Annotated in this window: 24 protein-coding genes, 2 other RNA genes and 1 pseudogene; 11 read left to right on the top strand and 16 right to left on the bottom strand. The window is 53.6% G+C overall.

Annotated elements, in window-relative coordinates; genetic code table 11:
- Together F4V72_RS16750 and F4V72_RS16755 are read left to right on the top strand one after the other, a co-directional pair.
- Positions 1–61: non-coding RNA, RtT sRNA (locus F4V72_RS16750), on the top strand; the annotation flags it as partial.
- 44 nt (positions 62–105) lie between these two features.
- Positions 106–234: non-coding RNA, RtT sRNA (locus F4V72_RS16755), on the top strand.
- A 226-nt stretch (positions 235–460) separates the two neighbouring features.
- On the opposite strand, the gene narI is transcribed toward F4V72_RS16755, so the two are convergent.
- From narI to narK, 5 genes are all read right to left on the bottom strand, one after another.
- On the bottom strand, positions 461–1,138 hold the full coding sequence (gene narI / locus F4V72_RS16760) for a respiratory nitrate reductase subunit gamma (protein WP_023178830.1): 678 nt from the start codon (positions 1,136–1,138) through the stop codon (positions 461–463).
- Positions 1,138–1,848 carry a nitrate reductase molybdenum cofactor assembly chaperone gene (gene narJ, locus F4V72_RS16765; protein ID WP_023247644.1) on the bottom strand — a complete coding sequence of 237 codons (711 nt, stop codon included), beginning with the start codon at positions 1,846–1,848 and terminating at the stop codon, positions 1,138–1,140. Before narJ ends, narI begins: the two co-directional genes overlap by 1 nt.
- Entirely contained in the window at positions 1,845–3,380 is a 1,536-nt protein-coding gene (narH, locus tag F4V72_RS16770) for a nitrate reductase subunit beta (protein WP_023247645.1), read from the bottom strand. The genes narJ and narH overlap by 4 nt, the downstream gene beginning before the upstream one ends.
- On the bottom strand, positions 3,377–7,120 hold the full coding sequence (locus F4V72_RS16775; protein ID WP_150342479.1) for a nitrate reductase subunit alpha: 3,744 nt from the start codon (positions 7,118–7,120) through the stop codon (positions 3,377–3,379). Before F4V72_RS16775 ends, narH begins: the two co-directional genes overlap by 4 nt.
- Before the next feature lie 387 nt (positions 7,121–7,507).
- Positions 7,508–8,905 carry a nitrate transporter NarK gene (gene narK, locus F4V72_RS16780; RefSeq protein ID WP_023247647.1) on the bottom strand — a complete coding sequence of 466 codons (1,398 nt, stop codon included), beginning with the start codon at positions 8,903–8,905 and terminating at the stop codon, positions 7,508–7,510.
- A gap of 340 nt (positions 8,906–9,245) precedes the next feature.
- Between narK and narX the strand changes: the two genes are divergently transcribed.
- Together narX and narL are read left to right on the top strand one after the other, a co-directional pair.
- A complete protein-coding gene (gene narX, locus F4V72_RS16785) occupies positions 9,246–11,042 on the top strand; it encodes a nitrate/nitrite two-component system sensor histidine kinase NarX (protein ID WP_023247648.1) in 1,797 nt (598 codons plus the stop codon).
- Positions 11,035–11,685 (top strand): two-component system response regulator NarL, encoded by a 651-nt coding sequence (narL, locus tag F4V72_RS16790; protein ID WP_001064598.1) that lies wholly within the window; start codon positions 11,035–11,037, stop codon positions 11,683–11,685. The genes narX and narL overlap by 8 nt, the downstream gene beginning before the upstream one ends.
- Here narL and F4V72_RS16795 read toward each other — a convergent pair whose 3' ends face one another.
- Positions 11,686–13,110: a YchO/YchP family invasin gene (locus F4V72_RS16795; protein ID WP_070789043.1), complete on the bottom strand. Its 1,425-nt coding sequence runs from the start codon at positions 13,108–13,110 to the stop codon at positions 11,686–11,688. It abuts the gene before it with no gap.
- 176 nt (positions 13,111–13,286) lie between these two features.
- Here F4V72_RS16795 and F4V72_RS16800 point away from each other — a divergent pair, with 176 nt between their 5' ends.
- The gene (locus F4V72_RS16800; protein ID WP_001179794.1) at positions 13,287–13,640 is read left to right on the top strand and encodes a DsrE/DsrF/TusD sulfur relay family protein; all 354 of its coding nucleotides are present in this window, start codon (positions 13,287–13,289) and stop codon (positions 13,638–13,640) included.
- 85 nt (positions 13,641–13,725) lie between these two features.
- Here the strand turns inward: F4V72_RS16800 and F4V72_RS16805 are convergent.
- Positions 13,726–13,803: pseudogene (locus tag F4V72_RS16805) on the bottom strand (gamma-glutamylcyclotransferase); the annotation flags it as partial.
- Between the two features lie 196 nt (positions 13,804–13,999).
- Complete coding sequence (gene chaB / locus F4V72_RS16810) at positions 14,000–14,230, bottom strand: putative cation transport regulator ChaB (RefSeq protein ID WP_023176685.1); 231 nt, start codon at positions 14,228–14,230, stop codon at positions 14,000–14,002.
- Positions 14,231–14,497: 267 nt separating this feature from the next.
- Between chaB and chaA the strand changes: the two genes are divergently transcribed.
- Positions 14,498–15,598, top strand: coding sequence for a sodium-potassium/proton antiporter ChaA (chaA, locus tag F4V72_RS16815; RefSeq protein ID WP_053528995.1), 1,101 nt, complete (start codon positions 14,498–14,500; stop codon positions 15,596–15,598).
- Positions 15,599–15,651: 53 nt separating this feature from the next.
- Here the strand turns inward: chaA and kdsA are convergent, their stop codons facing one another.
- Genes kdsA through hemA form a run of 6 tightly spaced genes read right to left on the bottom strand, consistent with a single transcriptional unit; the run spans position 15,652 to position 20,955 of the window.
- Positions 15,652–16,506, bottom strand: a complete 855-nt coding sequence (gene kdsA / locus F4V72_RS16820) for a 3-deoxy-8-phosphooctulonate synthase (protein WP_000811044.1) — start codon at positions 16,504–16,506, stop codon at positions 15,652–15,654.
- 37 nt (positions 16,507–16,543) lie between these two features.
- Positions 16,544–17,353: an invasion regulator SirB1 gene (gene sirB1 / locus F4V72_RS16825; RefSeq protein WP_023185552.1), complete on the bottom strand. Its 810-nt coding sequence runs from the start codon at positions 17,351–17,353 to the stop codon at positions 16,544–16,546.
- Between the two features lie 3 nt (positions 17,354–17,356).
- On the bottom strand, positions 17,357–17,746 hold the full coding sequence (gene sirB2 / locus F4V72_RS16830; protein ID WP_053528993.1) for an invasion regulator SirB2: 390 nt from the start codon (positions 17,744–17,746) through the stop codon (positions 17,357–17,359).
- A complete protein-coding gene (gene prmC / locus F4V72_RS16835; RefSeq protein ID WP_023247653.1) occupies positions 17,743–18,576 on the bottom strand; it encodes a peptide chain release factor N(5)-glutamine methyltransferase in 834 nt (277 codons plus the stop codon). The genes sirB2 and prmC overlap by 4 nt, the downstream gene beginning before the upstream one ends.
- Positions 18,576–19,658 carry a peptide chain release factor 1 gene (prfA, locus tag F4V72_RS16840; protein ID WP_000804703.1) on the bottom strand — a complete coding sequence of 361 codons (1,083 nt, stop codon included), beginning with the start codon at positions 19,656–19,658 and terminating at the stop codon, positions 18,576–18,578. The genes prmC and prfA overlap by 1 nt, the downstream gene beginning before the upstream one ends.
- 40 nt (positions 19,659–19,698) lie before the next feature.
- Entirely contained in the window at positions 19,699–20,955 is a 1,257-nt protein-coding gene (gene hemA, locus F4V72_RS16845; protein WP_000173208.1) for a glutamyl-tRNA reductase, read from the bottom strand.
- A gap of 313 nt (positions 20,956–21,268) precedes the next feature.
- On the opposite strand from hemA, the gene lolB reads away from it, so the two are divergent.
- Positions 21,269–21,892: a lipoprotein insertase outer membrane protein LolB gene (gene lolB / locus F4V72_RS16850; RefSeq protein ID WP_000174489.1), complete on the top strand. Its 624-nt coding sequence runs from the start codon at positions 21,269–21,271 to the stop codon at positions 21,890–21,892.
- Positions 21,889–22,740, top strand: a complete 852-nt coding sequence (gene ispE, locus F4V72_RS16855; RefSeq protein ID WP_136058302.1) for a 4-(cytidine 5'-diphospho)-2-C-methyl-D-erythritol kinase — start codon at positions 21,889–21,891, stop codon at positions 22,738–22,740. Before lolB ends, ispE begins: the two co-directional genes overlap by 4 nt.
- On the opposite strand, the gene F4V72_RS24155 is transcribed toward ispE, so the two are convergent.
- Positions 22,737–22,907 carry a hypothetical protein gene (locus F4V72_RS24155; protein ID WP_154707545.1) on the bottom strand — a complete coding sequence of 57 codons (171 nt, stop codon included), beginning with the start codon at positions 22,905–22,907 and terminating at the stop codon, positions 22,737–22,739. The two genes, ispE and F4V72_RS24155, sit on opposite strands and share 4 nt — an antisense overlap.
- Before the next feature lie 98 nt (positions 22,908–23,005).
- Here F4V72_RS24155 and prs point away from each other — a divergent pair, with 98 nt between their 5' ends.
- Together prs and dauA are read left to right on the top strand one after the other, a co-directional pair.
- Positions 23,006–23,953, top strand: coding sequence for a ribose-phosphate diphosphokinase (gene prs, locus F4V72_RS16860; protein ID WP_001518537.1), 948 nt, complete (start codon positions 23,006–23,008; stop codon positions 23,951–23,953).
- A gap of 124 nt (positions 23,954–24,077) precedes the next feature.
- Positions 24,078–25,763 carry a C4-dicarboxylic acid transporter DauA gene (gene dauA / locus F4V72_RS16865; protein WP_023247656.1) on the top strand — a complete coding sequence of 562 codons (1,686 nt, stop codon included), beginning with the start codon at positions 24,078–24,080 and terminating at the stop codon, positions 25,761–25,763.
- Between the two features lie 44 nt (positions 25,764–25,807).
- Here dauA and ychH read toward each other — a convergent pair whose 3' ends face one another.
- A complete protein-coding gene (gene ychH / locus F4V72_RS16870; protein WP_023247657.1) occupies positions 25,808–26,086 on the bottom strand; it encodes a stress-induced protein YchH in 279 nt (92 codons plus the stop codon).
- A gap of 276 nt (positions 26,087–26,362) precedes the next feature.
- Here ychH and pth point away from each other — a divergent pair, with 276 nt between their 5' ends.
- Positions 26,363–26,947 (top strand): aminoacyl-tRNA hydrolase, encoded by a 585-nt coding sequence (gene pth, locus F4V72_RS16875; RefSeq protein ID WP_023247658.1) that lies wholly within the window; start codon positions 26,363–26,365, stop codon positions 26,945–26,947.
- Positions 26,948–26,954 lie beyond the last annotated feature (7 nt).

Below are 26,954 nucleotides of genomic sequence, written 5' to 3' on the forward strand. Positions count from 1 at the left end.
CCGCAGGCAACGACCCGAAGGGTGAGGAGCGGAGCGACGAATAATCCTTCCCCCACCACCATCACTTCCGTCGCGTATATTATCCCCATTAAGCACACTGCCTCATATCTCTCCGTACGGGGAAGGAAGAAGCTTCGACTAAGGTTCGATTCGAGCGCAGCGAGAAAGCGTTGCCGCAGGCAACGACCCGAAGGGTGAGGAGCGGAGCGACGAATAATCCTTCCCCCACCACCATCACTTCCGTCGCGTATGTTATCCCCGTTAAGCACACGACATCATATTTCTTCATCCCCCACCTGGATTATATTGCCTGAACTCATTGCCGATGGCGGCTACGCCTGATCGCGCCATCAAACTATAACCCTGCTTCCCTGTAGGCTGGATAAGGCGTAACCGCCATCCAGCAACCAGGCGTAAAAAAACCCTACCGAAGTAGGGTTTAGTATCCTGTTAAAGGGAATCAGTGACGTGCGCGAACAAGCTGATATTTACGGGTCAGGTACTCAACCGGCACGCTCCAGATATGTACCAGACGCGAGAACGGGAACAGCAGGAATAAGGTCATCCCCAGCACCAGATGCAGACGGAAGATAAATGCCACGCCGTCAAGATGTTCAGACGCCCCGCCGTGGAATGTCACTACGGACTGCGCCCAGCCGACCAGTTTCATCATCTCGCTACCGTCCATATGCTGCGCTGAGAATGGAATGGTTAATAGCCCCAGCGCGCACTGAATCACCAACAGCGAGAGAATCAGAATATCTGCGCCGGTAGTGGTGGCGCGAACTCGTGGGCTGAACAGACGACGCTTGAGCAGTAAAATACCGCCAACCAGCGTCAGCACGCCGCAAGCGCCGCCGGCAATCATCGCCATCTTCTGCTTCACGTCGACCGGCAGAAAAGATTCATACATCCAGTGCGGCGTTAACATTCCCAGGAAGTGACCGGCGAAAATACCCAGAATCCCAATGTGGAACAGGTTTGACGCCAGGTTCATCCCCTTGCGATCCAGCATCTGGCTGGAAGCCGCCCGCCAGGTGTACTGGCCGTAGTCGTAACGTAACCAGCTACCGATCAGGAATACCGATCCAGCAATGTACGGGTAGATGTCAAAGAAGAACATATTCAGGAAGTGCATTAGTGCTGTCCTCCGGTGGTGATATTTAGATATTGCGGTGCCACGGCACCGGCAAAACGACGCTGATGGGCGGCAATTTCAGACTCATTGCAGCCCCGATCGGCAAAGAATTTCACCTGCTCTTCTTCCCAGACCGCATCCAGCGCCTGTGGGGTATCATCACGAACTTCATCGGCAATTTTTTCGGCGACTTTGTTGCTGTCGATCGTCGTATTGGCCAGCTTTAATAACAGGTCGAACAATACCGCATACCGGCTTTCACGCTGCTGCAAGCGGGCACTGAGCAACGCCAGAATAGGCGCGATATCCTGCAGACCACCGAGCGCTTCGTTTTTTGGTAACTGCGCCAGATACTCCAGATACAATGGCAGATGGTCCGGTAACTCGCGGCTGTCGAGTTGTAAGCCGTGCTGCTCATACTGGGCCATCAGATCGACCATCGCCTGACCGCGATCGCGAGATTCACCATGTACATGCTCAAACAACAGCAATGAGGTTGCACGACCACGATCGAACAACTCGCTATAGCTTGCCTGAGCATCCAGTATCTCCTGCGCGGTTAAATCGCGCAGAAAAACGACCAACGTCCGGACATCTTCTTTATCCAGATGTTCAGATGAGGCGAGCGCATCGAACAGTTCCTGCTGATGCTGCCACAGGGCAGCATCCGGATATTCGAGTAGACGCGAAACAATGACGAGTTCAATCATGCGTGCGGCTCCGTTTTGCTGGTCACATCAACAGCGTCAATGCGGCGACTGTTGAACAGGTTGAATTTGCTGTCAGACCCGTGGCAACCGTCACCGAAGGTGAAGCCGCAACCGCTTTTTTCCGGGAACGCGTCACGCGCCAGTTCGCGGTGGCTGCTCGGCACCACGAAGCGATCTTCGTAGTTGGCAATCGCCAGGTAACGATACATCTCCTGTGCCTGGGCTTCGCTTAAACCCACCTCTTCCAGCGCACGCGTATCCACTTTACCGTCCACGGTTTCCGCACGTTTGTAGTGGCGCATCGCCAGCATCCGTTTCAGTGCCAACAGTACCGGCTGGGTATCGCCTGCGGTCAGCAGATTTGCCAGGTACTGCACCGGAATACGCAGGCTATCCACGTCCGGCAAAATGCCATTGCTGCCCAGTTCACCCGCGTCAGCCGCTGACTGAATCGGCGACAGAGGCGGCACGTACCAGACCATCGGCAGCGTGCGGTATTCCGGATGCAGAGGCAGCGCCAGTTTCCAGTCCATCGCCATTTTGTACACCGGCGACTGCTGCGCGGCGTCAATCACACTCTGCGGCACGCCGTCTTTCAGCGCCTGCTCAATCACTGCCGGATCGTTAGGGTCGAGGAACACGTCCAGTTGACGCTGGTACAGATCTTTTTCGTTTTCCGTACTGGCGGCGCTTTCAATAGCATCCGCGTCATACAGTAATACGCCGAGGTAGCGGATACGCCCCACGCAGGTTTCCGAGCAAACCGTCGGCTGACCGGCTTCGATACGCGGATAGCAGAAAATGCACTTCTCGGACTTGCCGCTCTTCCAGTTGAAGTAGATCTTCTTGTACGGGCAACCGGTGATACACATCCGCCAGCCGCGGCACTTGTCCTGGTCGATCAGTACGATGCCGTCTTCTTCACGCTTATAAATCGCACCGCTCGGGCAGGTCGCCACGCACGCCGGGTTGAGGCAGTGCTCGCACAGGCGCGGCAGATACATCATGAAGGTATTTTCGAACTGGCCGTACATCGCCTTCTGCATATTTTCGAAATTCTGATCTTTGGCGCGTTTTTCAAACTCGCCGCCCAGAATCTCTTCCCAGTTTGGCCCACTGGTAATTTTGTCCATCCGCTGGCCGGTAATCAACGAGCGTGGACGGGCGATCGGCTGATGTTTGCTTTCCGGCGCGGTATGCAGGTTCTGGTAGTCGTAATCAAACGGTTCGTAGTAGTCGTCGATGCCCGGCAAATGTGGGTTAGCGAAGATTTTACCCAGCAGCAGCGCCCGGTTGCCCATGCGCGGCTGTAGTTTGCCGTTGATTTTGCGGATCCAGCCGCCTTTCCATTTTTCCTGGTTTTCCCAGTCATTTGGAAAACCAACGCCCGGTTTACTTTCTACGTTGTTGAACCACGCATATTCCATACCTTCGCGACTGGTCCAGACGTTTTTACAGGTGACTGAACAGGTATGACAGCCGATGCACTTATCGAGATTCAGCACCATGCCGACTTGTGAACGAATTTTCATTTTACGCTCTCCTGTACCTGGTCATTGCCTTCGCCATCCAACCAGTTAATGTTCTTCATCTTACGTACCACCACAAACTCATCGCGGTTAGAACCGACGGTGCCGTAGTAGTTAAAACCGTAGGCTAACTGCGCATAGCCGCCGATCATATGGGTCGGTTTCGGCGTAATGCGCGTCACCGAGTTATGAATGCCGCCGCGCTGCTGGGTAATTTCCGACCCCGGCAGGTTTACGATACGTTCTTGCGCGTGGTACATCATGGTCATGCCCGCCGGTACGCGCTGGCTGACCACTGCGCGTGCGGTCAATGCGCCGTTGCTGTTAAACACTTCAATCCAGTCGTTATCTTCAATACCCAGATCTTTAGCGTCGGTTTCGCTCATCCAGACTATCGGGCCGCCACGCGACAAGGTCAGCATCAACAGGTTATCGCTGTAGGTCGAGTGGATACCCCATTTCTGGTGCGGCGTCAGGAAGTTGAGCGCCTTCTCCGGGTTGCCGTTGGATTTACGGCCCATCACCGCTTTCACCGAGCGGGTGTCGATCGGTGGACGATACACCAGCAAACTTTCGCCGAAGTCGCGCATCCACTGGTGATCCTGATACAACTGCTGGCGACCAGACAGCGTACGCCACGGGATCAGCTCGTGAACGTTGGTATAACCGGCGTTATAGGAAACGTGCTCGTCTTCCAGACCAGACCAGGTCGGACTGGAGATAATTTTGCGCGGCTGGGCCTGAATATCGCGGAAGCGGATTTTCTCTTCTTCTTTATTGGTTACCAGATGCGTATGGTCGCGACCAGTAAACTCGCTCAGCGCCGCCCAGGCTTTCACCGCCACCTGACCGTTGGTTTCCGGCGCTAACGTCAGGATCATCTCTGCCGCGTCAATCGCCGTGTTGAGCATCGGCTGGCCTTTCGCCGGACCATCCGCTTTGGTGTAATTGAGCTTGCGCAGCAGGTCCATTTCGCTCTGAGTGTTCCAGGCAATCCCTTTCCCGCCGTTGCCGATTTTCTCCATCAGCGGGCCGATAGAGGTAAAACGTTCGTAAGTCGCCGGGTAATCGCGCTCGACGGTCATGATGTGCGGCGCGGTTTTCCCTGGGATCAGATCGCATTCGCCTTTTTTCCAGTCTTTCACGTCCAGCGGCTGCGCCAGTTCAGCGGCAGAATCGTGCTGGATCGGCAGCGTCACGACGTCAGTCTCTTTACCCAGATGACCCACACAGACTTCAGAGAATTTCTTCGCAATACCTTTGTAAATATCCCAGTCGCTTTTCGATTCCCAGGCCGGATCTACGGCAGCAGACAGCGGATGAATAAACGGATGCATATCCGAGGTATTCATATCGTCTTTTTCATACCAGGTGGCGGTCGGCAGTACGATATCGGAATACAGGCAAGTACTGGAGAGACGGAAGTCCAGAGTCACCACCAGATCCAGTTTGCCGTCAAGGCCGTTATCAACCCACTCCACTTCTTCCGGCTTCACGCCGCCCTGTTTGCCCAGATCAAGTCCCTGAATACCATGCTCAGTACCCAGCAGGTATTTCAGCATGTACTCGTGGCCCTTACCGGAAGACCCAAGCAGATTAGAACGCCAGATAAACAGGTTGCGCGGATGGTTTTTGCCGTTTTCCGGCTGCTCGGCGGCAAAGCGAATCGAACCGTCTTTCAGTGATTTGACGGTATAATCCACCGGCGTCATGCCGGCTTTTTCCGCTTCTCGCGCAATGTACAGCGGGTTGGTGCCTAACTGCGGCGCCGACGGCAACCAACCCATACGTTCGGCGCGCACATTGAAGTCAATCAGATGACCGCTATAGCGGGATTTGTCCGCCATCGGCGACAGTAATTCCTCGGCGGTCACCGTCTCGTAGCGCCACTGGCTGGAGTGGTTATAGAAGTAAGAGGTGCTGTTCATGTGACGCGCCGGACGCTGCCAGTCAAGGGCAAACGCCAGCGGCTGCCAGCCGGTCTGAGGACGCAGTTTTTCCTGGCCGACGTAGTGCGCCCAACCGCCACCGCTCTGGCCAACGCAACCACAGAACACCAACATATTGATCAGCCCGCGATAGTTCATATCGAGGTGATACCAGTGGTTCAGACCGGCACCAACGATAATCATTGAACGCCCGTGCGTTTTGTCCGCGTTATCGGCGAATTCCCGTGCGATACGGATAATCTGCGCCCGCGGCACGCCGGTGATCTGCTCGGCCCATGCTGGCGTATACGCTTTGGTATCGTCATAACTGGCGGCACAATTTTCATCGTTCAGGCCGCGTTCCAGACCATAGTTCGCCATAGTCAGGTCATACACGGTGGTGACTAACGCTGAAGAACCATCGGCCAGTTGCAGACGTTTCGCCGGCAGTTTATGCAGCAGTACGTTATCCAGCGCCACATGATTAAAGTACTCTGAACCCTCGCCGCCGAAATACGGGAAGCCCACGTCAGCAATCTCATCCTGACTGCCCAGCAAGCTAAGCTGCAATTCTGCTTCTGCGCCAGTAGTCCCGTCGCGCTGTTCGAGATTCCATTTGCCTTTTTCGCCCCAGCGGAAGCCGATGGAACCGTTCGGCACCACCATCTCGCCATTGCTACTAATGGCGACGGTTTTCCATTCCGGGTTATTTTCCTGCCCCAGCGAATCAACGAGATCGGCAGCGCGCAGCATACGGCCTGCGGCATAATAACCATCACGTTCTTCAAGCATCACCAGCATTGGCATGTCGGTATAGCGACGGACATAATCGGTGAAATACTGGCGTGGGTTGTCCAGATGGAATTCGCGCAACATGACGTGACCCATCGCCAGCGCCATCGCCGCATCGGTCCCCTGCTTCGGCGCCAGCCACAAATCGCACAGTTTGGCGATTTCGGCATAGTCCGGCGTCACCGCGACGGTTTTGGTGCCTTTGTAACGTACTTCGGTAAAGAAGTGGGCGTCCGGTGTACGGGTTTGCGGCACGTTAGAGCCCCAGGCGATAATATAGCTGGAGTTGTACCAGTCGGCGGATTCTGGCACGTCAGTCTGCTCGCCCCAGGTTTGCGGGGAGGCTGGCGGCAGGTCGCAGTACCAGTCGTAGAAGCTCAGGCAGGTACCGCCAATCAGCGAAAGATAACGTGCGCCGGAAGCGTAGGAGACCATCGACATCGCCGGGATGGGTGAGAAGCCAGCCACCCGGTCAGGGCCGTAGGTTTTCACGGTGTACACGTTGGAAGCGGCGATCAGTTCGTTAACCTCCTGCCATGAAGAGCGGACAAAGCCACCACGACCACGCGCCTGTTTGAAACTTTTTGCTTTATCCGCATCTTCAATGATAGAGGCCCATGCCTCTACCGGATCGCGATGCAGTTTTTTCGCCTCGCGCCACATCTTCATCAGACGTTTGCGCATCAGCGGATATTTCAGTCGGTTAGCGCTGTAGAGATACCAGGAATAGCTTGCGCCGCGCGGACAGCCGCGAGGTTCATGGTTTGGCATATCAGGACGGGTACGCGGGTAATCGGTTTGCTGTGTTTCCCAGGTCACCAGACCATTTTTGACATAAATTTTCCAGCTACAAGAACCGGTGCAGTTCACCCCGTGGGTTGAGCGCACAATTTTGTCATGCTGCCAACGTTGGCGGTATCCGTCCTCCCAGTCCCGGTTTGTTTCGAGAAGCTGGCCGTGCCCATCGGCAAAGGTTTCGCCCTTCTGCTTGAAGTAGCGAAACCGGTCCAGGAATTTACTCATCGGGTTTCTCCTGTGTGGAACCTTACGGCTCTCTGATAAATCGACATTGCTTAACTAAGGGCGAAGGTAACGCGCTGAATGGGCGTGAGAATTGATAACGATCAAGGCGGACAGGGATGCAAATGGCGCGCAAACCTTCTGCATACTCCTTTTGGAGGAGGAGTTTTATTTATATATCTTACTGATTTAAATACATAAAATTAAATTTACGCACGACACGAATGTTAAATTTTCAACCAGTGGGTATTAAGGGGTATCCCCCTGGATGGACGGTAGAGATGCACATGGTCAGATACGCCGCACCGCTTTTTTTTGCGATAAGTATGTTGTAACTAAATGCGGACAAAAAAAAGCGCGGTCTAACGCCGCGCAAAGGATAATCAAATGTTACTTTTTATTTTTAGAATGACGTCCATATACCGCCCAGGTAATAACGACGCAGGCGATATAGAAAACTAGAAAGACTTTCATCGCACCGACCGGCGAACCGGTTAATGCTAAAGATGAACCAAACGCTTTCGGAATAAAAAAGCCGCCAATCGCGCCAATCGCGGAAATAAAGCCCAGCGCCGCCGCCGTATCGGTCGCCGCTTCACGCATGGCTCTTTCTTCCGAACCGCCTTCCGCTTTTACCCTATCCATCGTCAGCTTACGGAAGATAACGGAGATCATCTGGAAGGTAGAACCACTCCCCAGTCCCGCCGTCAGGAACAGCGCCAGGAACACCCCGTAGAATGCAATAAAGCTGCCGCCAACGCCGCCAGTAGGTAATGTCAGGAACAGCAGACCGCTGAAAATCGCCATCAGGACAAAGTTGATAAGCGTGACACGAGTCCCACCCAGACGGTCAGAAATTGCGCCGCCTGCCGAACGCGCCAGCGCGCCGATAAACGGACCGAAAAACGCGTAATGCAGGATCTGCACATCCGGAAATTGCGTTTTAGACAGCATAGCGAACCCCGCGGAGAAACCGATAAACGATCCGAAGGTCGCCAGATACAGCAGGCTCATGATCCACAGATGACCACGTTTGAGCACCGGCAGTTGCTCTTTTAGCGAGGCCTTAGACGTCGCCAGTTCGTTCATGCCGAACCACGCAGCCAGCGTAAAAATGGCCAGGAAAGGCACCCAAATCCAGGCCGCGTTCGCCAGATAGAGCTGAGAACCGTCCGGCTGCTCTACACCCTGGCTGCCAAAGGCGGCAAAGATAGAGAGCGAAACCACCAGCGGCGCAACCAACTGCATCACGCTCACGCCCATATTACCCAGACCGCCGTTCAGACCCAGCGCACCGCCCTGCTTTTGTTTAGGAAAGAAAAAGCTGATGTTCGCCATACTGGAGGCAAAGTTCGCGCCGGCAAAACCGCACAGCAAGGAAATAATGATGAAAGTGCTAAATGGCGTACTGGTATCCTGAACGGCAAAGCCTAACCATACGCAAGGCACAATGAGGATACCGGTACTGAACGCTGTCCAACGACGTCCGCCAAATAGCGGAACCATAAAGGAGTAAGGCACACGTAGCAGCGCGCCGGAAACAGATGGCAGCGCAGTCAGCATAAAGAGCTGATCGGTCGTAAAATTAAATCCCACTTTCGGCAGGTTCACCGCCACTGCGCTGAATAGCATCCAGACACAAAACGCCAGCAGTAAACACGGGACAGAAATCCACAGATTACGGCTGGCGACACGATGGCCGCGCTGCTGCCAGAACGCCGGATCTTCCGGACGCCATTCCGTGATAACAGCGCCAGTTGCCCTTTCCGGGGCGGATGAGTGACTCATAGACACCTCTGATTCTTGATTTGATGTCTGCCACATTAGGGTTTACTGCCGAAGGTAAGTTGATATAAATCAAAGGAAAAGTCGTCGTCACGGACGGCTAAAAATAGTTATTACCCTTAATGAGTAGGCTTTATCGGCAAAAAAGCTGTGGTTTTTCACCATACTGTGTCTATCTACTCCTTCCCGTCGTAGATACCTCTCTACGGCGGCAATTAAGGAGTAACTCGTTATAGGTATGGGTATACTCCGCTATATCGTTGAGAATAGCGGCACAGCCGATTGACGCCCCTCTTGTTTGCCAGAGTTTTTCGGCGACACTACCCCGAAGAAAGAAGGTGACATGTTTAAACGTTGTTTCTCTCCTCTTACGCTGGTCAACCAACTGGCGCTTATTGTCATGCTCTCTACCGCTATCGGCGTGGCGGGGATGGCGGTTTCCGGCTGGCTGGTTCAGGGCGTACAGGGTAGCGCTCATGCGATTAACAAAGCGGGTTCATTGCGTATGCAAAGCTATCGACTACTGGCCGCCGTCCCGCTGGATGCTAAAGATCAAAAGCTGCTGGATGAGATGGAACAGACAGCATTCAGCCCTGAACTAACCCGCGCCGCTGAGCGAGACGGGCAGCAGGAGCAGCTTAAAGCGTTGCAGGATTACTGGCATAACGAACTTTCGCCAGGGCTACAGCACGCGCAAAACGCGTACGTGGTCGCAGATGATGTCACGCGCTTTGTAGCGGGCCTGGATCGCCTGGTGACGTCCTTTGACCATACTACTGAATTGCGTATCGAACGCGTGGTGTTAGTTCACCGGGTCATGGCGATCTTTATGGCGCTATTGCTGGTATTTACGATTATCTGGCTACGTGTTCGCCTTTTGCAGCCGTGGAAACAGTTGTTATCGATGGCGCGCGCCGTCAGTCAGCGCGATTTTACCCAACGTGCCAATATCAGTGGACGCAATGAAATGGCAGCGCTGGGTTCAGCGCTTAATAATATGTCTGAAGAACTGGCCGAAAGCTATGCGGTACTGGAACAGCGCGTACAGGAAAAAACAGCCGGTCTGGAACAAAAAAATCTGATTCTCTCGTTTTTGTGGCAAGCCAACCGCCGGCTGCATTCACAGGCTCCGCTATGTGAACGTCTTTCACCGGTACTGAATGGCCTGCAAAATTTAACCCAGTTGCATGATATTGAACTGCGAGTCTATGACCTGGAAGATGAAGATAATCACCAGGAATTTACCTGTCAGTCGGACATCAGTTGCGATGATAAAGGCTGCCATCTTTGCCCACGTAGCGCCCTGCCGATGATAAATGGCGGCACAACCTTAAAATGGCGGCTCACCGACTCTCACACCCAATACGGTATTTTGCTGGCGACGCTGCCCTATGGACGCCATCTCAACCACGATCAGCAGCAACTGGTGGATACGTTGGTTGAACAGCTTACCGCGACTCTGGCACTCGACAGGCATCAGGAGCGCCAGCAGCAGTTGATTGTCATGGAAGAGCGTGCCACCATTGCCCGCGAACTGCATGATTCTATTGCCCAGTCGCTCTCATGTATGAAGATGCAGGTAAGCTGCCTTCAAATGCAGGGCGACGCGTTACCGGAAAGCAGCCGTGAGTTACTCAGCCAAATTCGCAACGAGCTGAACTGCTCCTGGGCGCAACTGCGCGAACTGTTAACCACTTTCCGGTTACAGTTGACGGAACCCGGGCTACGTCCGGCGCTGGAGGCAAGCTGCCAGGAGTTCAGCGCCCGGTTTGGCTTTACGGTAAAACTGGATTATCAGCTTCCCCCCCGTCTGGTGCCGTCACACCAGGCGATACACCTGCTGCAAATTGCCAGGGAAGCCCTCAGCAACGCCCTTAAACACTCTCATGCCGACGATGTGGTGGTGACAGTGACGCAATGTGACAAACAGGTCAAACTAAAAGTGCAGGATAATGGCTGCGGCGTCCCGGAAAACGCTGAACGCAGTAATCACTACGGCATGATCATCATGCGCGATCGGGCGCAAAGCCTGCGCGGCGATTGCCAGGTACGTCGACGTGAGACTGGCGGAACAGAGATCACTGTTACTTTTATTCCAGAAACAAACTTCACAGAAACCCAGGGAGATACCCATGAATAATCAGGAACCGGCAACCATCCTGTTAATCGACGACCATCCGATGCTACGCACGGGTGTAAAGCAGCTTGTGAGTATGGCGCCCGATATCAGCGTGGTCGGAGAAGCCAGCAACGGTGAGCAGGGTATTGACCTGGCGGAATCGCTCGATCCCGACCTTATCCTCCTTGATTTGAATATGCCGGGAATGAATGGTCTCGAAACGCTGGATAAATTACGCGAAAAAGCGCTGTCAGGGCGTATTGTCGTTTTCAGCGTATCCAACCATGAAGAAGATGTCGTCACGGCGCTAAAGCGTGGCGCAGACGGTTATCTGTTGAAAGACATGGAGCCGGAGGACTTGCTCAAAGCGTTACAACAGGCCGCCGCCGGAGAAATGGTATTAAGTGAAGCGTTAACGCCGGTACTGGCGGCCAGCCTGCGGGCCAACCGCGCCACCACCGATCGCGATGTGACGCAACTCACCCCGCGTGAGCGCGATATTCTGAAGCTCATCGCGCAGGGCTTGCCGAATAAGATGATTGCCCGGCGTCTGGATATCACCGAAAGTACGGTCAAAGTGCACGTGAAACATATGCTCAAGAAAATGAAGCTGAAGTCGCGCGTGGAAGCCGCCGTCTGGGTGCATCAGGAACGCATCTTTTAATTATTGCTCCCGGAACTGTTGCCAATGCGGATTATCGTCCGGCATCGTGATAAACGGTTCAGTCAGCGCGAGCGTGATCTCATTGGAAGAGACACGCTGACCTTTTTCATCTTCAACAACCACCGATAAACGCCAGCGATTTGCCGCGCCTTCGCGGTGATCCCAGGCCGGCATAATGATTGTCCAGCCCTCGGTACTGCCGGTGTCCGCTCCCGCCGTCAAACTTAATGCCTGTGTATCGCCCTGCCAGTTCAAATGGCGAATGCCGTGCACGCTGCGCACCTGTAATTTTAACGCCACCGTCTCGCCAGACGTAAGATCCCAGGGCGGCGTCGCCAGAAAAACCGTTAACGTTTTACGCTGTCGATACTCCATTGTCGGCAGCGAGTTACGTTGCGGCGTATCATAGCGGCTACCGCGTAATGACTGGCTTTGCGCCACTTCACTGGCGGCAAGCTGCTTTTTGAGCGACACGCCGAAGCGGTAGTTAAGCGTCAGTCCCAGGTTATTCTGGCTGACCCCGCTCTCGCCCTGTTTGTGCTGGGCGGTCACGGTAAGCAAAGGTACTGGCGTATAGTTGAGACCCAGTTTTAACGCGACAGGATTGTGATACCCCGTACCGGAGTCAAACAGATCCACGCTATCGCCAAAGTACTGCTCCAGGCTAACGCTGGTATTGATATGCTGGTAAAACGGCAGCCGCATTTGCGCGTTGATATCATACCCGCGCGCCATTCGTTGTTCTAAGGTCGCCGTATGCGTCTGCCAGTCGGCAAAAGGCTGATAATAGTTGGCGGATAAACGCAAATATTCTCCCCACGCCTCCGCGCCAAAGCCGGCGCGCTGCAGGTTTTCATCCAGCAGATTATCGTAAAAGGTGTTATAGCCAAGAAACCAGCCATCCTGCGCCCAGCGCTGCCCCACGCCAATGTTGCTTACCAGTCCGTCAGTCTGTTGCGTAAGACCAAGCTGGCTCCAGGTCAAATAACGCTGTTTATCCTGTAAAGGGATAAACCAGCTTCCGCGACTGCCATTAAAATGACCTTCGTTATCGACGTTAACATCAACGCTGGCGCTGCCCCAGGCCGACAGCCAGCTTTCAAGCTGCTGGTTAACCTGCTCGCTGACCACATCACGCACCTGTCCGAAAGCAAATTGCCGCGCCTGTTCACCGGTATCCAGAGCGTTATTTTTCATGCTGGCTTCGCCAAACGCTTTGGCCATCTCGGCAAAATGCTTTTCCCCTTCGTGGGATTCCGGCGTCATGCCTAAATCCGGCAGACGGTTTTGATCGAAAGGGTCTTGCGCCTGCGCACAGATCGTACCGCTGACAGCCAGCAAGAGAAGGGAGAGTGAGAATGAACGAAAAACAATACGGCTCAACGTGTCGGCAACTTCTACAACAAAAAATGAGAGGAATGGCATCAGAGTAAACCATAACGTGTCGAGACAGGTTTTGCAGCCTTTTCTCGTGCTTCCAGGAATATCCTTATTTCTTCCGCAGGGCGTCCCGGGATTTTATCCACGCATTTGGCGGCACTCGGTTCCCGAGGTAACATAACGCCATTGCCGACAAAATTTCTCCAGGAGGAGGGTTACCCATGCAAAATATCGTCATTATCGCTAACGGCGCCGCCTACGGCAGCGAATCATTATTTAATAGCCTGCGTCTGGCCATTGCGCTGCGCGAGCAGGAAAGCCATCTCGATTTACGTCTGTTTTTGATGTCAGATGCCGTAACCGCAGGGTTACGCGGTCAAAAACCAGCCGAAGGCTATAATATTCAGCAAATGCTGGAAATTCTGACCGCACAAAACGTGCCGGTAAAATTATGCAAAACCTGTGCGGATGGGCGTGGTATCACCCCCCTGCCGCTGATTGACGGTGTGGAAATCGGAACGCTGGTCGAGCTGGCGCAATGGACGCTGGCTGCGGACAAAGTGCTGACATTTTAAATCCGTACGCGGGAAAACCTCCCGCGTCAGGATAAACTCGCTATCCCCTGCTCTTCCTTCACGCCAGGCAACGCTTTAACGTTCGCGACCAGTGCAACGATTCTTCAATCGCGCCAAATGCCGTTTTACAATCGGCATTGACTAAAAAATCACGCGTTAACACCTTACATCTCCGCCACTGCCCGCTTTCCTGCACGACATTTTCTGACGCCTTTCGGGCGCTTTTGCTGCTTATTTTGCAACCACCTGCTGGACCATAGGCAATTCACCGCCAGGTTGCAAGCCGTCTGGTGTTAAGCACCGCGCGGGTAACGGAATTTCAGTAAGAAAATCAGGCTAACACGTGAGTAATGCAGCATTTATTTTTTCTTATGCCATTTATCATCCTCGCCTTTTTCATAATCGTTTTTAACCGCCGCCCAGGCGACTTTGTGTGCGGTTTCTTCCCGGCTGGCGTCATCACGACGATCGGCTTTATCTTTATATTGCTCCCAGGCGCTATTAAACGCTTCTTTGTAAATTTCCTGGGCATGGGCTGGGAGAACATTCCGCACATTATCGGGTAAATCACTTTTGGCTTTATACGGCATCAGCGCCTCCGTCTTCAGGGAAAACATTAAGTGTGGTAAACAATGCGTTATCACGCCAGTCGAGGGATATTTTTGCTTTTTACGGAAATTAACTTTTTGTTATTTAAATACGGTTAAAACAAGATGCTTTTTTTTAGGGTTTTGAAAGAAAAAGATAGTCTATGCCGTAAAATTACGTAAAAAACCACTGAAAAAATACAAAGTTCTGCTATTTTTACCTTCTTTACTATTTCCAAAAATATTAACACCTGCACAAGGGAGACCCTAATGACACATGCCTGTGAGGCGGTGAAAACCCGCCATAAGGAGACTTCGCTTATTTTCCCGGTTCTTGCGCTGGTAGTGCTGTTCCTTTGGGGAAGCAGCCAGTCACTACCAGTGGTTATTGGCATCAATATCCTTGCACTTATTGGTATTTTAAGCAGTGCATTTAGCGTGGTCCGCCATGCGGATGTATTAGCGCACCGACTCGGCGAACCCTTCGGATCGCTTATTTTAAGCCTGTCCGTCGTTATTCTTGAGGTAAGTTTAATTTCAGCGCTGATGGCCACCGGCGATGCTGCGCCAACGCTTATGCGCGATACGCTCTACTCTATTATTATGATTGTCACCGGCGGACTGGTCGGTTTCTCGTTGTTGTTGGGCGGGCGTAAATTCGCAACGCAATATATGAATTTATTCGGGATTAAGCAGTATCTTATCGCGCTGTTTCCGCTGGCGATTATTGTGCTGGTTTTTCCAATGGCATTGCCGCAAGCCAATTTCTCTACCGGTCAGGCATTATTGGTCGCGTTAATTTCCGCCGCGATGTACGGCGTATTTTTGTTGATTCAAACCAAAACGCACCAGAGCTTATTTATCTATGAACATGAAGATGAAGGCGATGATGGCAATCCACACCACGGTAAACCCTCAGCGCACAGTAGCAGCTGGCATACTGTCTGGTTACTCATTCATTTAATTGCGGTCATTGCCGTTACCAAAATGAATGCCAGCCCGCTGGAGGCGCTGCTGACCAGCATGAACGCCCCGGTCGCCTTTACCGGCTTCCTGGTCGCGCTGTTAATTCTCTCGCCGGAAGGACTGGGCGCGTTGAAGGCGGTACTGAATAATCAGGTTCAGCGGGCAATGAATCTGTTCTTCGGATCGGTGTTGGCGACGATTTCATTAACCGTGCCGGTCGTCACGCTTATCGCCTGGGCGACAGGTAATGATCTGGTGTTTGGTTTAGGCGCGCCGGAAATGGTAGTGATGGTGGCCTCGTTAGTGCTGTGCCATATATCGTTCTCTACCGGACGCACCAACGTGCTAAACGGCGCAGCGCATCTGGCTTTGTTTGCCGCCTATCTGATGACGATTTTTGCCTGAGATAAAAAAGCCGGATAGCGTCTTATCCGGCCTACACAAGCAAAAAACCGCAATCAGTTCTCGGTATCCAGCTCGTCGAAGCTTTTCACCAAATCATCAATCGCTTTTATCTGGGTCAGGAACTGCTCCAGTTTCGCCAGCGGCAGCGCGGAAGGACCGTCGCACTTCGCGTTAGCCGGGTCCGGATGCGATTCCAGAAACAGCCCCGCCAGACCGACAGCCATACCGGCACGCGCCAGCTCGGTCACCTGACCACGACGACCACCCGAGGCGGCGCCAAACGGATCGCGGCATTGCAGCGCATGGGTAACATCAAAAATTACCGGACTGTTGCCGGAGACTTTCTTCATCACGCCAAAACCCAGCATATCCACAACCAGGTTGTCATAACCAAAGTTCGCGCCGCGGTCGCACAGAATCACCTTATCGTTACCGCCCTCATGGAACTTATCCACGATATTGCCCATCTGACCTGGGCTTACGAACTGCGGCTTTTTCACGTTAATCACAGCGCCGGTTTTCGCCATCGCTTCCACCAGGTCGGTCTGGCGCGCCAGAAACGCCGGGAGCTGAATCACGTCAACCACATCAGCCACAGGCTGCGCCTGGCTGGCCTCATGGACGTCAGTGATCACTTTTACGCCAAATGTCTGCTTGAGTTCCTGGAAAATCTTCATCCCTTCTTCCAGACCCGGCCCACGGTAAGAGTGAATAGAGGAACGGTTGGCTTTATCAAAAGAGGCCTTGAACACGTAAGGGATACCCAGCTTCTGGGTAACGGTCACGTAGTGCTCACAAATGCGCATTGCCAGATCGCGTGACTCCAGCACGTTCATACCGCCAAACAGCACAAACGGCAGGTCATTTGCCACCTTAATGTCGCCAATGTTAACCACTTTTTGTTTCATAGGATCGCCTTACACTTATAGGTAAAATGTCGGTTAATTAATGCAGAACAATTTGCTTGTGCGCAATGGTGTTGATCTGCGCACGAATCATTTCGCTGATCGGGTCTTCCGGACACTGCTCAACGAAGTAGCTTAAATCAGTCAGCGCAACGTGTTCACACTCAAGCTGCGCGTAAATCAACCCGCGGTCACGGATTTCGTAAGGATCTTCCGGGTTAAATTGCAACAACGCTTCGCTAACGCGCAGCGCCAGCTCCATTTGCCGTTCCTCCATCAGAGAGGATTTCAGTGTATCCAGTAGCTTACGGATCACTTCAGCGTTATCGGCCTCGTCCAAATCTTCGTTAAACAACTCGGCGACCGGACTAATATTGCCTTTTAACCAGACTTCCAGAGTATGTTCATCAAGCGTTTCACCGTTGAACGGGTTAATCAGCCACATTTCCCCTTCCAGCGATTCAATACGCAAAATCAACTGCGTCGGGAAGATAACGGGCACCAACGGCAAATCAAGACGGTTTGCTATCCATAATAAAATAGCGCCCAACGATACCGCGCTACCCTGGCGGTTTTTCAGGACTTTATCGAGCCATAAAGCATCAGAAAGACGGTAGACGCCGCGGGAGTCCGTGAACCCCCACTCGCCGTAAAAAAGTGCCAGCAATTTTTCCAGTTGCTCATCCTGAGACAGGAGCTGGCTAATTTCTTCCTGCGCCAGACTGACCAGACGTTCCAGTTCGTCGTAGACAAACTGCGTAGGAAAATCCAGGCGAATCCTCTCTGATGCCAGGATCATGCCATCACACAGCGGCGCATTGTTAAATTCGAAATCAGCTAACGACCTCATGACTTACCCCAGTAACGGTATTTTTGTGGTGGCGAGTTTAATGATGATGTACAGCACCACCAGCGCCAGCGGGAAAGCGATGAAACGCGCCTGCTGGCTGCGCGCCTGACGATAATCAAGCGCAATAAAACCCAAAACGATGTAGATGATAACGCCAAACAGTTTTTCAGTCAGCCATGAGCCCGACTCCGTGAATGGCAGGATGTGCGTTTTAGCGATTAACCCGATGCCGCTAAGCAGTAACAGGGTATCTATGACGGGAGGCGCGATTCGCGTCCAGCGCGCGGCGGCCAACGCGTGACCGCAATAGCGCCACCAGTAACGGGCGACAAACAAACTGACGGAGAGCGCAACGCAGATAAGGTGAAACGTGAGCAACATCGCAATTGTCATAGCGTAAAACGTCCGCAGGTCACGCGTTCATTACCACCATAATCACGACACGTTTCCACATCCGTGTAACCAGACCGCCTGAAAACCGCTCTTACCGCTTCGCCTTGCTGCCAACCGTGTTCCAGCAGCAGGCAGCCGCCGGGCGTTAACATCTGGCGGGCGTGGTCGATAATATGCGTAAGATCCGCCATACCGTTTTCATCCGCCACCAACGCCGAGAGCGGTTCAAAGCGTACATCGCCTTCGCTAAGATGCGGGTCCTGCGCGTCAATGTAGGGTGGATTACTGACAATCATATCGAACTGCTGCCCCGATAGCGCGCTGAACCAACAACTTTGCAGTATACGCACATTCCGGATAGCCAAATGTTTCGCGTTACGTACCGCCAGCGCGACCGCATCAGGCATACGATCGACCGCAGTCACCTCGCAATCCGGTCGCTCGCTGGCCAGCGCCAGCGCAATCGCGCCGGTTCCAGTGCCTAAATCCAGAATACGACAGTTTTTTACCGGCAATCGCGCCAGCGCCTGTTCAACCAGACATTCGGTATCCGGGCGCGGGATTAGCGTGGCAGGAGAAACGAAGAACGGCAGCGACCAGAATTCGCGTAAGCCCGTCAGGTACGCAATCGGTTCGCCCTGTTTACGCCGCTGCAGCAGATCCGCGAGCTGTTGTTGCTGGACATCGGTAAGCGGCGTTTCGCCAAAGGCCATGATATACGTCCGCCCCTTGCCCGTAACGTACTCAAGCAGGATCTCGGCGTCACGCCGCGGGCTGTCGCTATCCCGGAGCTGGTTTACCGCCTCACGCAGCCAGTGCTGAAAATCCATTATTCCTGCTCGGACAACGCGGCTAACAGATCTGCCTGGTGTTCCTGAACAATCGGCTCAATCAGCATATCCAGCTTACCTTCCATCGTTTCATCAAGGCGATATAACGTCAGATTAATACGATGATCGGTCACGCGTCCCTGCGGGAAGTTATAGGTCCGGTTACGATCGCTGCGATCGCCGCTGCCGAGCAGGTTGCGGCGCGTTGACGCTTCGGCCTGCTGGCGTTTTGCCGTTTCGGCGGCGTGAATACGCGCCCCGAGCACCGAGAGCGCTTTCGCTTTGTTTTTATGCTGCGAACGCTCGTCCTGGCATTCCACGACAATCCCGGTCGGCAAGTGGGTAATACGGATAGCGGAGTCGGTGGTGTTGACGTGCTGACCGCCCGCGCCGGAAGAACGAAACGTATCAATGCGCAGATCCGCCGGGTTTATATCCGGCAGCTCGGCTTCCGGTAGCTCCGGCATCACGGCGACGGTACAGGCGGAGGTATGGATACGCCCCTGCGACTCGGTCGCCGGAACACGCTGTACGCGGTGTCCGCCAGACTCAAATTTCAGTCGGCCATACACACCGTCGCCGCTGATTTTGGCGATGATCTCTTTATAACCGCCATGCTCGCCTTCGCTCATGCTCATGATCTCCACACGCCAGCGGCGCGCTTCGGCATAACGGCTGTACATGCGGAACAGATCGCCGGCAAACAGCGCGGCTTCATCGCCGCCGGTGCCGGCGCGAACCTCAAGGAACGCGTTTCGTTCATCGTCCGGATCTTTCGGCAGCAGCAGTACCTGTAACTGTTGCTCCAGTTGTTCGCTTTTTTCTTTCGCTTCGCGCAGTTCTTCCTGCGCCATTTCTCGCATTTCAGGATCGTCGAGCATCATCTGAGCCGTCTCGATATCGTCCTGAACCTGTTGCCAGTCCGTAAAACAGCGAGAAACGTCGCTTAATTGCGCATATTCACGCGACAATGCGCGAAAGCGGTCCTGGTCGGCGATAATTCCCGCATCGCCCAGCAACGCCTGAACTTCCTCATGGCGTTCGTGCAGGGCTTCCAGTTTGGCAACGATAGAAGGCTTCATAGGCGTAAATTCACCCTGTAAAAAAGTGTGGTGTGTACTGCTACTCCAGCCCGAGGCTGTCGCGCAGAATATTCAGGCGTTCGTCATCCCCGTCACGGGCAGCCTGTTGAAGTGATTTCGTTGGCGCATGAATCAGGCGGTTGGTCAGTTTCCATGCCAGATCCTGCAAGATGGCTTGCGCATCGCCGCCCTGTTGAAGGGCTGACAGCGCTTTGGTAGTCAGTTCGTCACGAATCTGCTCCGACTGACTACGGTATTCCCGAATGGTCTCGCTGGCCCCCTGGGCACGTAGCCAGGCCATAAACTCGCTGGCTTCCTGCTCAACAATCGTTTCCGCTTCTACCGCCGCAGCCTGACGCTGCGCCAGATTATGCGAAATGATGCTCTGTAAATCATCGACGCTATAAAGATAAGCGTTCGCCAGTTTGCCGACTTCCGGCTCAACGTCGCGCGGTACGGCGATATCCACCAGCAGCATCGGCTGGTTACGACGGCTTTTTAATGCGCGCTCCACCATGCCTTTGCCGATAATCGGCAGCGGACTGGCGGTCGAGCTGATGATAATATCGGCATCCTGCAAACGGGCGTCGATATCGCTGAGCGAGATAACCTCGGCGCCTACCTCATCCGCCAGGGCTTGCGCGCGCTCGCGGGTTCGGTTGGCGATAATCATCTTTTGTACTTTATGCTCGCGCAGGTGACGCGCCACCAGTTCAATAGTTTCGCCCGCGCCAACTAACAGTACAGTGACCGTCGAGAGCGATTCAAAGATTTGGCGGGCGAGCGTACAGGCGGCAAACGCGACGGAGACGGCGCTGGCGCCGATATCAGTTTCAGTCCGCACTCGCTTGGCGACGGAAAAAGACTTCTGGAACATTCGCTCCAGCGCGCTGGCGTTAAGGTGGCCTTTTTGCGAATCCGCAAACGCTTTTTTCACCTGACCGAGGATTTGCGGTTCGCCCAGCACCAGTGAATCCAGACCGCTGGCGACGCGCATCAGGTGGCTGACGGCGTCATTGTCCTGATGCCAGTACAGACTGTTGCGCAGATCGTCTTCGTTCAGGTTATGGTAATCGCATAACCAGCGGATCAGCGCTTCTTGCAGGTTATCCTGCTCTTCCACGCTCAGATACAGCTCTGTACGGTTACAGGTTGACAGCACGACCCCGCCCTGCACCATTGGCTGCGCAAGCAGACTGTCCAGCGCCTGATCAAGCGTGTCCGGCGAAAACGTTACGCGTTCTCGCAGCGATACAGGTGCCGTTTTATGGTTAATACCGAGCGCTAAAAGGGTCATGTCTGCGGGAGTAGTACCAGCGTTGATATGGTTAGTCTGCTTGCATCATACAGGATGCGCGTGGTCAATAAAAGAGAGAGCCCCCTTTTGGAGTAATTGGCAGCGCTCGCTAATTTGATGATTTAAGACAACTTGAAAGTAGACGATGTTACCAGGCGGCGCTAGCATTAAAGGCTATAACTGTAACCGATAGCAAAAATTTGCCGAATCGCGGCGCGAACGTTTTTACAGCCTGCAGGTTCAGTTTTCAGGCCTGATAAGCGTAACGCCATCAGGTAATTATTGCACCGTATCACAAGGATTCGTCATCACTATGACCCTGCCCGATTTTCGCCTGATTCGTCTACTGCCGTTAGCAAGCCTGGTTCTCACCGCCTGTACGCTTCCTGTGCATAAAGGCCCGGGTAAGAGCCCGGATTCCCCTCAGTGGCGCCAGCATCAGCAAGAGGTGCGCCATCTGAATCAATACCAGACGCGCGGCGCCTTTGCTTACATCTCTGATGATCAGAAAGTCTATGCGCGTTTCTTCTGGCAACAGACCGGACAGGATCGTTACCGTCTGCTGCTCACCAACCCGCTGGGCAGCACCGAGCTGGAGCTTAACGCCCAGCCGGGGAACGTCCAGTTGGTGGATAACAAAGGTCAGCGCTATACAGCCGATGACGCCGAAGAGATGATCGGCAAACTCACCGGGATGCCGATTCCGTTAAACAGCCTGCGGCAGTGGATTCTCGGTCTGCCTGGCGATGCCACCGACTATAAACTGGACGATCAGTATCGCCTGAGCGAAGTGAACTACCGCCAGGACGGTAAAAACTGGAAAGTGGTGTACGGTGGCTATGACAGCAAAACGCAGCCTGCCATGCCTGCCAATATGGAGCTTTCAGACGGCAGTCAGCGCATTAAGCTGAAAATGGATAACTGGATTGTGAAATGATGACCCACTGGCCTTCTCCGGCAAAATTAAATCTGTTTTTATATATCACCGGACAGCGTGCGGACGGCTACCACACGCTGCAGACGCTGTTTCAGTTTCTGGATTATGGCGACACACTACACATCGAACCGCGTCACGATGGCGAAATCCATTTATTAACTCCGGTTAACGGCGTTGAACATGAAGACAACCTGATCGTCCGCGCCGCACGGCTGTTGATGAAAACCGCCTCGGAGAGTGGACGCCTGCCCGCCGGAAGCGGTGCGGATATCAGCATTGAGAAGCGTTTGCCGATGGGCGGCGGTCTGGGCGGCGGTTCGTCTAACGCCGCGACCGTTCTGGTGGCGCTCAATCATCTTTGGCAATGCGGGCTTTCCATTGATGAACTGGCGACGCTCGGCCTGACGATCGGCGCCGACGTCCCGGTCTTTGTTCGTGGCCACGCCGCCTTTGCCGAAGGCGTAGGCGAAATATTAACGCCGGTGAATCCACCGGAAAAATGGTATCTGGTCGCGCACCCTGGCGTCAGCATTCCGACGCCGGTTATCTTTAAAGATCCTCAATTGCCGCGTAATACGCCAAAAAGGTCAATAGATACGTTACTAAAATGTGAATTCGGCAATGATTGCGAGGTTATCGCAAGAAAACGTTTTCGCGAGGTTGATGCGGCGCTTTCCTGGCTGTTAGAATACGCGCCGTCGCGCCTGACTGGGACAGGGGCCTGTGTCTTTGCTGAATTCGATACAGAGTCTTGTGCTCGCCAGGTGCTTGAGCAAGCCCCGGAATGGCTCAATGCTTTTGTGGCGAAGGGTGTCAACCTCTCCCCATTGCATCGAGAGTTACTTTAAAGCATTCGGGTTTCAGGAAGATGGCGAAATGACGAGTCGCCAGTCATATACGCCGTATTTGACTGGTGTGAGGCATCGATGCCAGCGCACATGAAACGTGAATGAAGATGAGTAAGCCGGGCAAGCTGAGCTTCGGTGACAACGTCACCTTGTTCCAGACGTTGCATCGCGCTCTTTAATACACCGCCTGGATAGGATTTTGCCTGGCCCGCACAGTTTTCGGCAAATCTTTTCCACCAATGGACGCATGCCTGAGGTTCTTCTCGTGCCTGATATGAAGCTTTTTGCTGGTAACGCCACCCCGGAACTAGCACAACGTATTGCCAACCGCCTGTACACTTCTCTCGGCGACGCCGCCGTAGGTCGCTTTAGCGACGGCGAAGTCAGCGTACAAATCAACGAAAATGTACGCGGTGGTGATATTTTCATCATCCAGTCCACTTGTGCCCCAACCAACGACAACCTGATGGAATTGGTCGTTATGGTTGATGCCCTGCGTCGTGCTTCCGCAGGTCGTATCACCGCCGTTATCCCCTACTTTGGCTATGCACGTCAGGACCGTCGCGTACGTTCCGCCCGTGTGCCGATTACCGCAAAAGTTGTCGCTGACTTCCTGTCCAGCGTCGGCGTTGACCGCGTTCTCACCGTAGACCTGCATGCTGAACAGATCCAGGGCTTCTTTGACGTTCCGGTTGATAACGTGTTCGGTAGCCCAATCCTGCTCGAAGATATGCTGCAACTGAATCTGGATAACCCGATCGTGGTTTCCCCGGATATCGGCGGCGTGGTTCGTGCCCGCGCTATCGCTAAGCTGCTGAACGATACCGATATGGCTATCATTGATAAACGTCGTCCGCGTGCGAACGTTTCTCAGGTGATGCACATCATCGGCGACGTCGCTGGCCGTGACTGCGTGCTGGTTGACGATATGATCGATACCGGCGGTACTCTGTGCAAAGCAGCAGAAGCATTGAAAGAACGTGGCGCTAAACGCGTGTTTGCTTACGCGACGCACCCGATCTTCTCAGGCAATGCGGCAAACAACCTGCGCAACTCCGTCATTGACGAAGTCGTTGTCTGCGACACCATTCCGCTGACCGACGAAATCAAAGCGCTGCCGAACGTGCGTACCTTGACCCTGTCAGGTATGCTGGCCGAAGCGATTCGCCGTATCAGCAACGAAGAATCGATTTCCGCCATGTTCGAGCATTGATCGAACCCGGATCTAAAACCCGCTGCGGCGGGTTTTTTTGTCTGTAATACCCTTTTGTATGACTTATGCCTCCTTCACCTGCCATTTAGTTGACAGATGATGCGCTCATGGATGAAACATTATTGTGAACAAATTATTTTCCTCACATGTGATGCCTTTCCGCGCTCTCATCGATGCTTGCTGGAAAGAAAAATATACCGCCTCCCGGTTCACCCGCGATGTGATAGCCGGGATCACCGTCGGGATTATTGCTATCCCGCTGGCGATGGCGCTGGCAATTGGCAGTGGCGTTGCGCCGCAATATGGCCTCTATACCTCCGCTGTCGCCGGGATCGTGATCGCGCTAACCGGCGGCTCGCGCTTTAGCGTTTCCGGCCCTACCGCCGCGTTTGTGGTGATTTTGTATCCGGTGTCGCAACAGTTTGGTCTGGCGGGTCTACTGGTCGCCACGCTGATGTCGGGCTTCTTCCTGATCCTTTTCGGCCTGGCGAGACTGGGGCGATTGATTGAATATATCCCGGTGTCGGTCACGTTGGGTTTTACCTCAGGGATTGGTATTACCATCGGTACCATGCAGATTAAAGATTTTCTTGGTCTGCAGATGGCACATGTGCCTGAGCACTATTTGCAGAAAGTCGGCGCGCTGTTTATGGCGTTGCCCACCGTCAATATTGGCGATGCCGCCATTGGCGTGGTGACGCTGGGAACGTTGATTTTCTGGCCGCGTCTCGGCATTCGTCTGCCGGGACATCTTCCCGCGCTGCTGGCCGGTTGCGCCGTGATGGGGATCGTTAATCTGCTGGGCGGCAATGTGGCGACTATCGGTTCACAGTTCCACTACGTTCTGGCTGACGGCACCCGGGGCAACGGCATCCCGCAGCTCCTGCCGCAACTGGTGCTGCCGTGGAATCTTCCTGGCTCCGATTTCACGCTAAGCTGGGATTCACTGCGCGCGCTGTTGCCGGCGGCCTTCTCGATGGCAATGCTGGGGGCAATCGAATCATTGCTCTGCGCCGTCGTGCTGGACGGCATGACCGGCACCAAACATAAAGCGAACAGCGAACTTATCGGCCAGGGGCTGGGGAATATGGTCGCGCCGTTCTTTGGCGGCATCACCGCCACCGCCGCGATTGCCCGCTCTGCCGCCAACGTCCGCGCTGGCGCAACCTCTCCCGTCTCGGCGGTGATTCACGCCATCCTGGTCATTCTGGCGCTACTGGTCTTGGCTCCGCTACTCTCCTGGCTGCCGCTTTCCGCGATGGCGGCGCTACTGCTGATGGTGGCATGGAATATGAGTGAAGCCCATAAAGTGGTGGATCTGTTACGCCATGCGCCGAAAGATGACATCATCGTTATGCTGCTGTGCATGTCATTAACGGTACTGTTTGATATGGTCATCGCCATCAGCGTGGGGATTGTTCTTGCCTCCCTGCTATTTATGCGCCGTATTGCGCGTATGACACGACTTGCGCCGGTCAATGTCGATGTGCCTGATGATGTGCTGGTGCTGCGCGTTATCGGTCCGCTCTTTTTCGCCGCGGCGGAAGGGCTGTTTACCGAGCTTGAGTCGCGTATTAACGGTAAACGTATCGTGGTTTTGAAATGGGATGCAGTGCCAGTGCTGGATGCAGGCGGGCTGGATGCTTTTCAGCGTTTTGTGAAACGTCTGCCGGAGGGTTGCGAATTGCGTATCAGTAACCTGGAGTTCCAACCACTGCGCACAATGGCGCGCGCCGGTATCAAACCCATTCCAGGCCGTCTGACCTTCTTCCCGAACAGGACAGCGGCGTTAGCAGACTTGAGCAGTTAATGGGCAATGCCCGGTGGCGATAACGCTTACCGGGCCTGAACCGGTTAGCTATGACGACGATTGTCGTTACGGCGGCAACGTTTGTCATAGTGACGTACCCACCAGTATTTGTCGCTCACCTGCTCATGCCCCCCTACGCGAGCCCCCGCCAGCCAAAGAACCGCACCGACAAAAATGCTGAGTACAGCGCCATGTGCAAAAAATTGCGGCAAATTAAACTGCGGCAATTGGTTTAAAATAGAGTAACCAACGCCGACAACCATCACTGCCAGCCCCAACCCCATCAGCACGTTACCGAATAACGAAGCGTTTTTGCGTTTCATATGTCACCTCCGGAACTTTTGGGTTGTTTTAAGGAAATCCCCCTAAACTTTATGTGTAAAGTATAGACAACACTGCCGTTTGTAAGTGCGGGTGCGATCACAAATGTAAAGTTTCATTTAACAAAACTTTACAAATAACACACTGAACAGTTTACTTTTTTAATAATTTTCACTGGCAATTATTTAATTTACTTCAGAGTGTCGCTGTATTTTGTCAAGCGGGCAGACAGACAGTAAACTACGCGCCAGTTATGGATCTACTCAGGACAAAAAAACGTGGCAATTAAATTGATTGTTGGTCTGGCGAATCCCGGTGCGGAATATGCCGCGACGCGACACAATGCAGGCGCATGGTACGTCGATTTACTGGCGGAGCGTCTGCGTGCGCCGTTGCGTGAAGAGCCTAAATTCTTTGGCTATACCTCACGCATCATGCTGGAAGGGGAAGATGTTCGCCTGCTGGTACCCACCACGTTCATGAACCTCAGTGGTAAAGCAGTTGGCGCAATGGCCAGTTTTTACCGTATTCAGCCGGACGAAATCCTGGTCGCTCACGATGAGCTGGATCTCCCACCGGGCGTCGCGAAATTTAAACTTGGCGGCGGCCACGGCGGCCATAATGGTCTGAAAGACATCATCAGCAAGCTGGGCAATAATCCCAACTTTCATCGATTACGCGTTGGAATCGGTCATCCAGGCGATAAAAATAAAGTTGTTGGTTTCGTACTGGGTAAGCCCCCTGTTTCTGAACAAAAATTAATTGATGAGGCTATTGACGAAGCGGCACGCTGTACGGAAATGTGGTTCAAAGAAGGTCTGGCCAAAGCAACAAGCCGTTTGCATACCTTTAAGGCGCAATAACCAGTGA

The organism is Salmonella enterica subsp. diarizonae, assembly GCF_008692785.1.
In the GTDB taxonomy this organism is placed as follows: domain Bacteria; phylum Pseudomonadota; class Gammaproteobacteria; order Enterobacterales; family Enterobacteriaceae; genus Salmonella; species Salmonella diarizonae.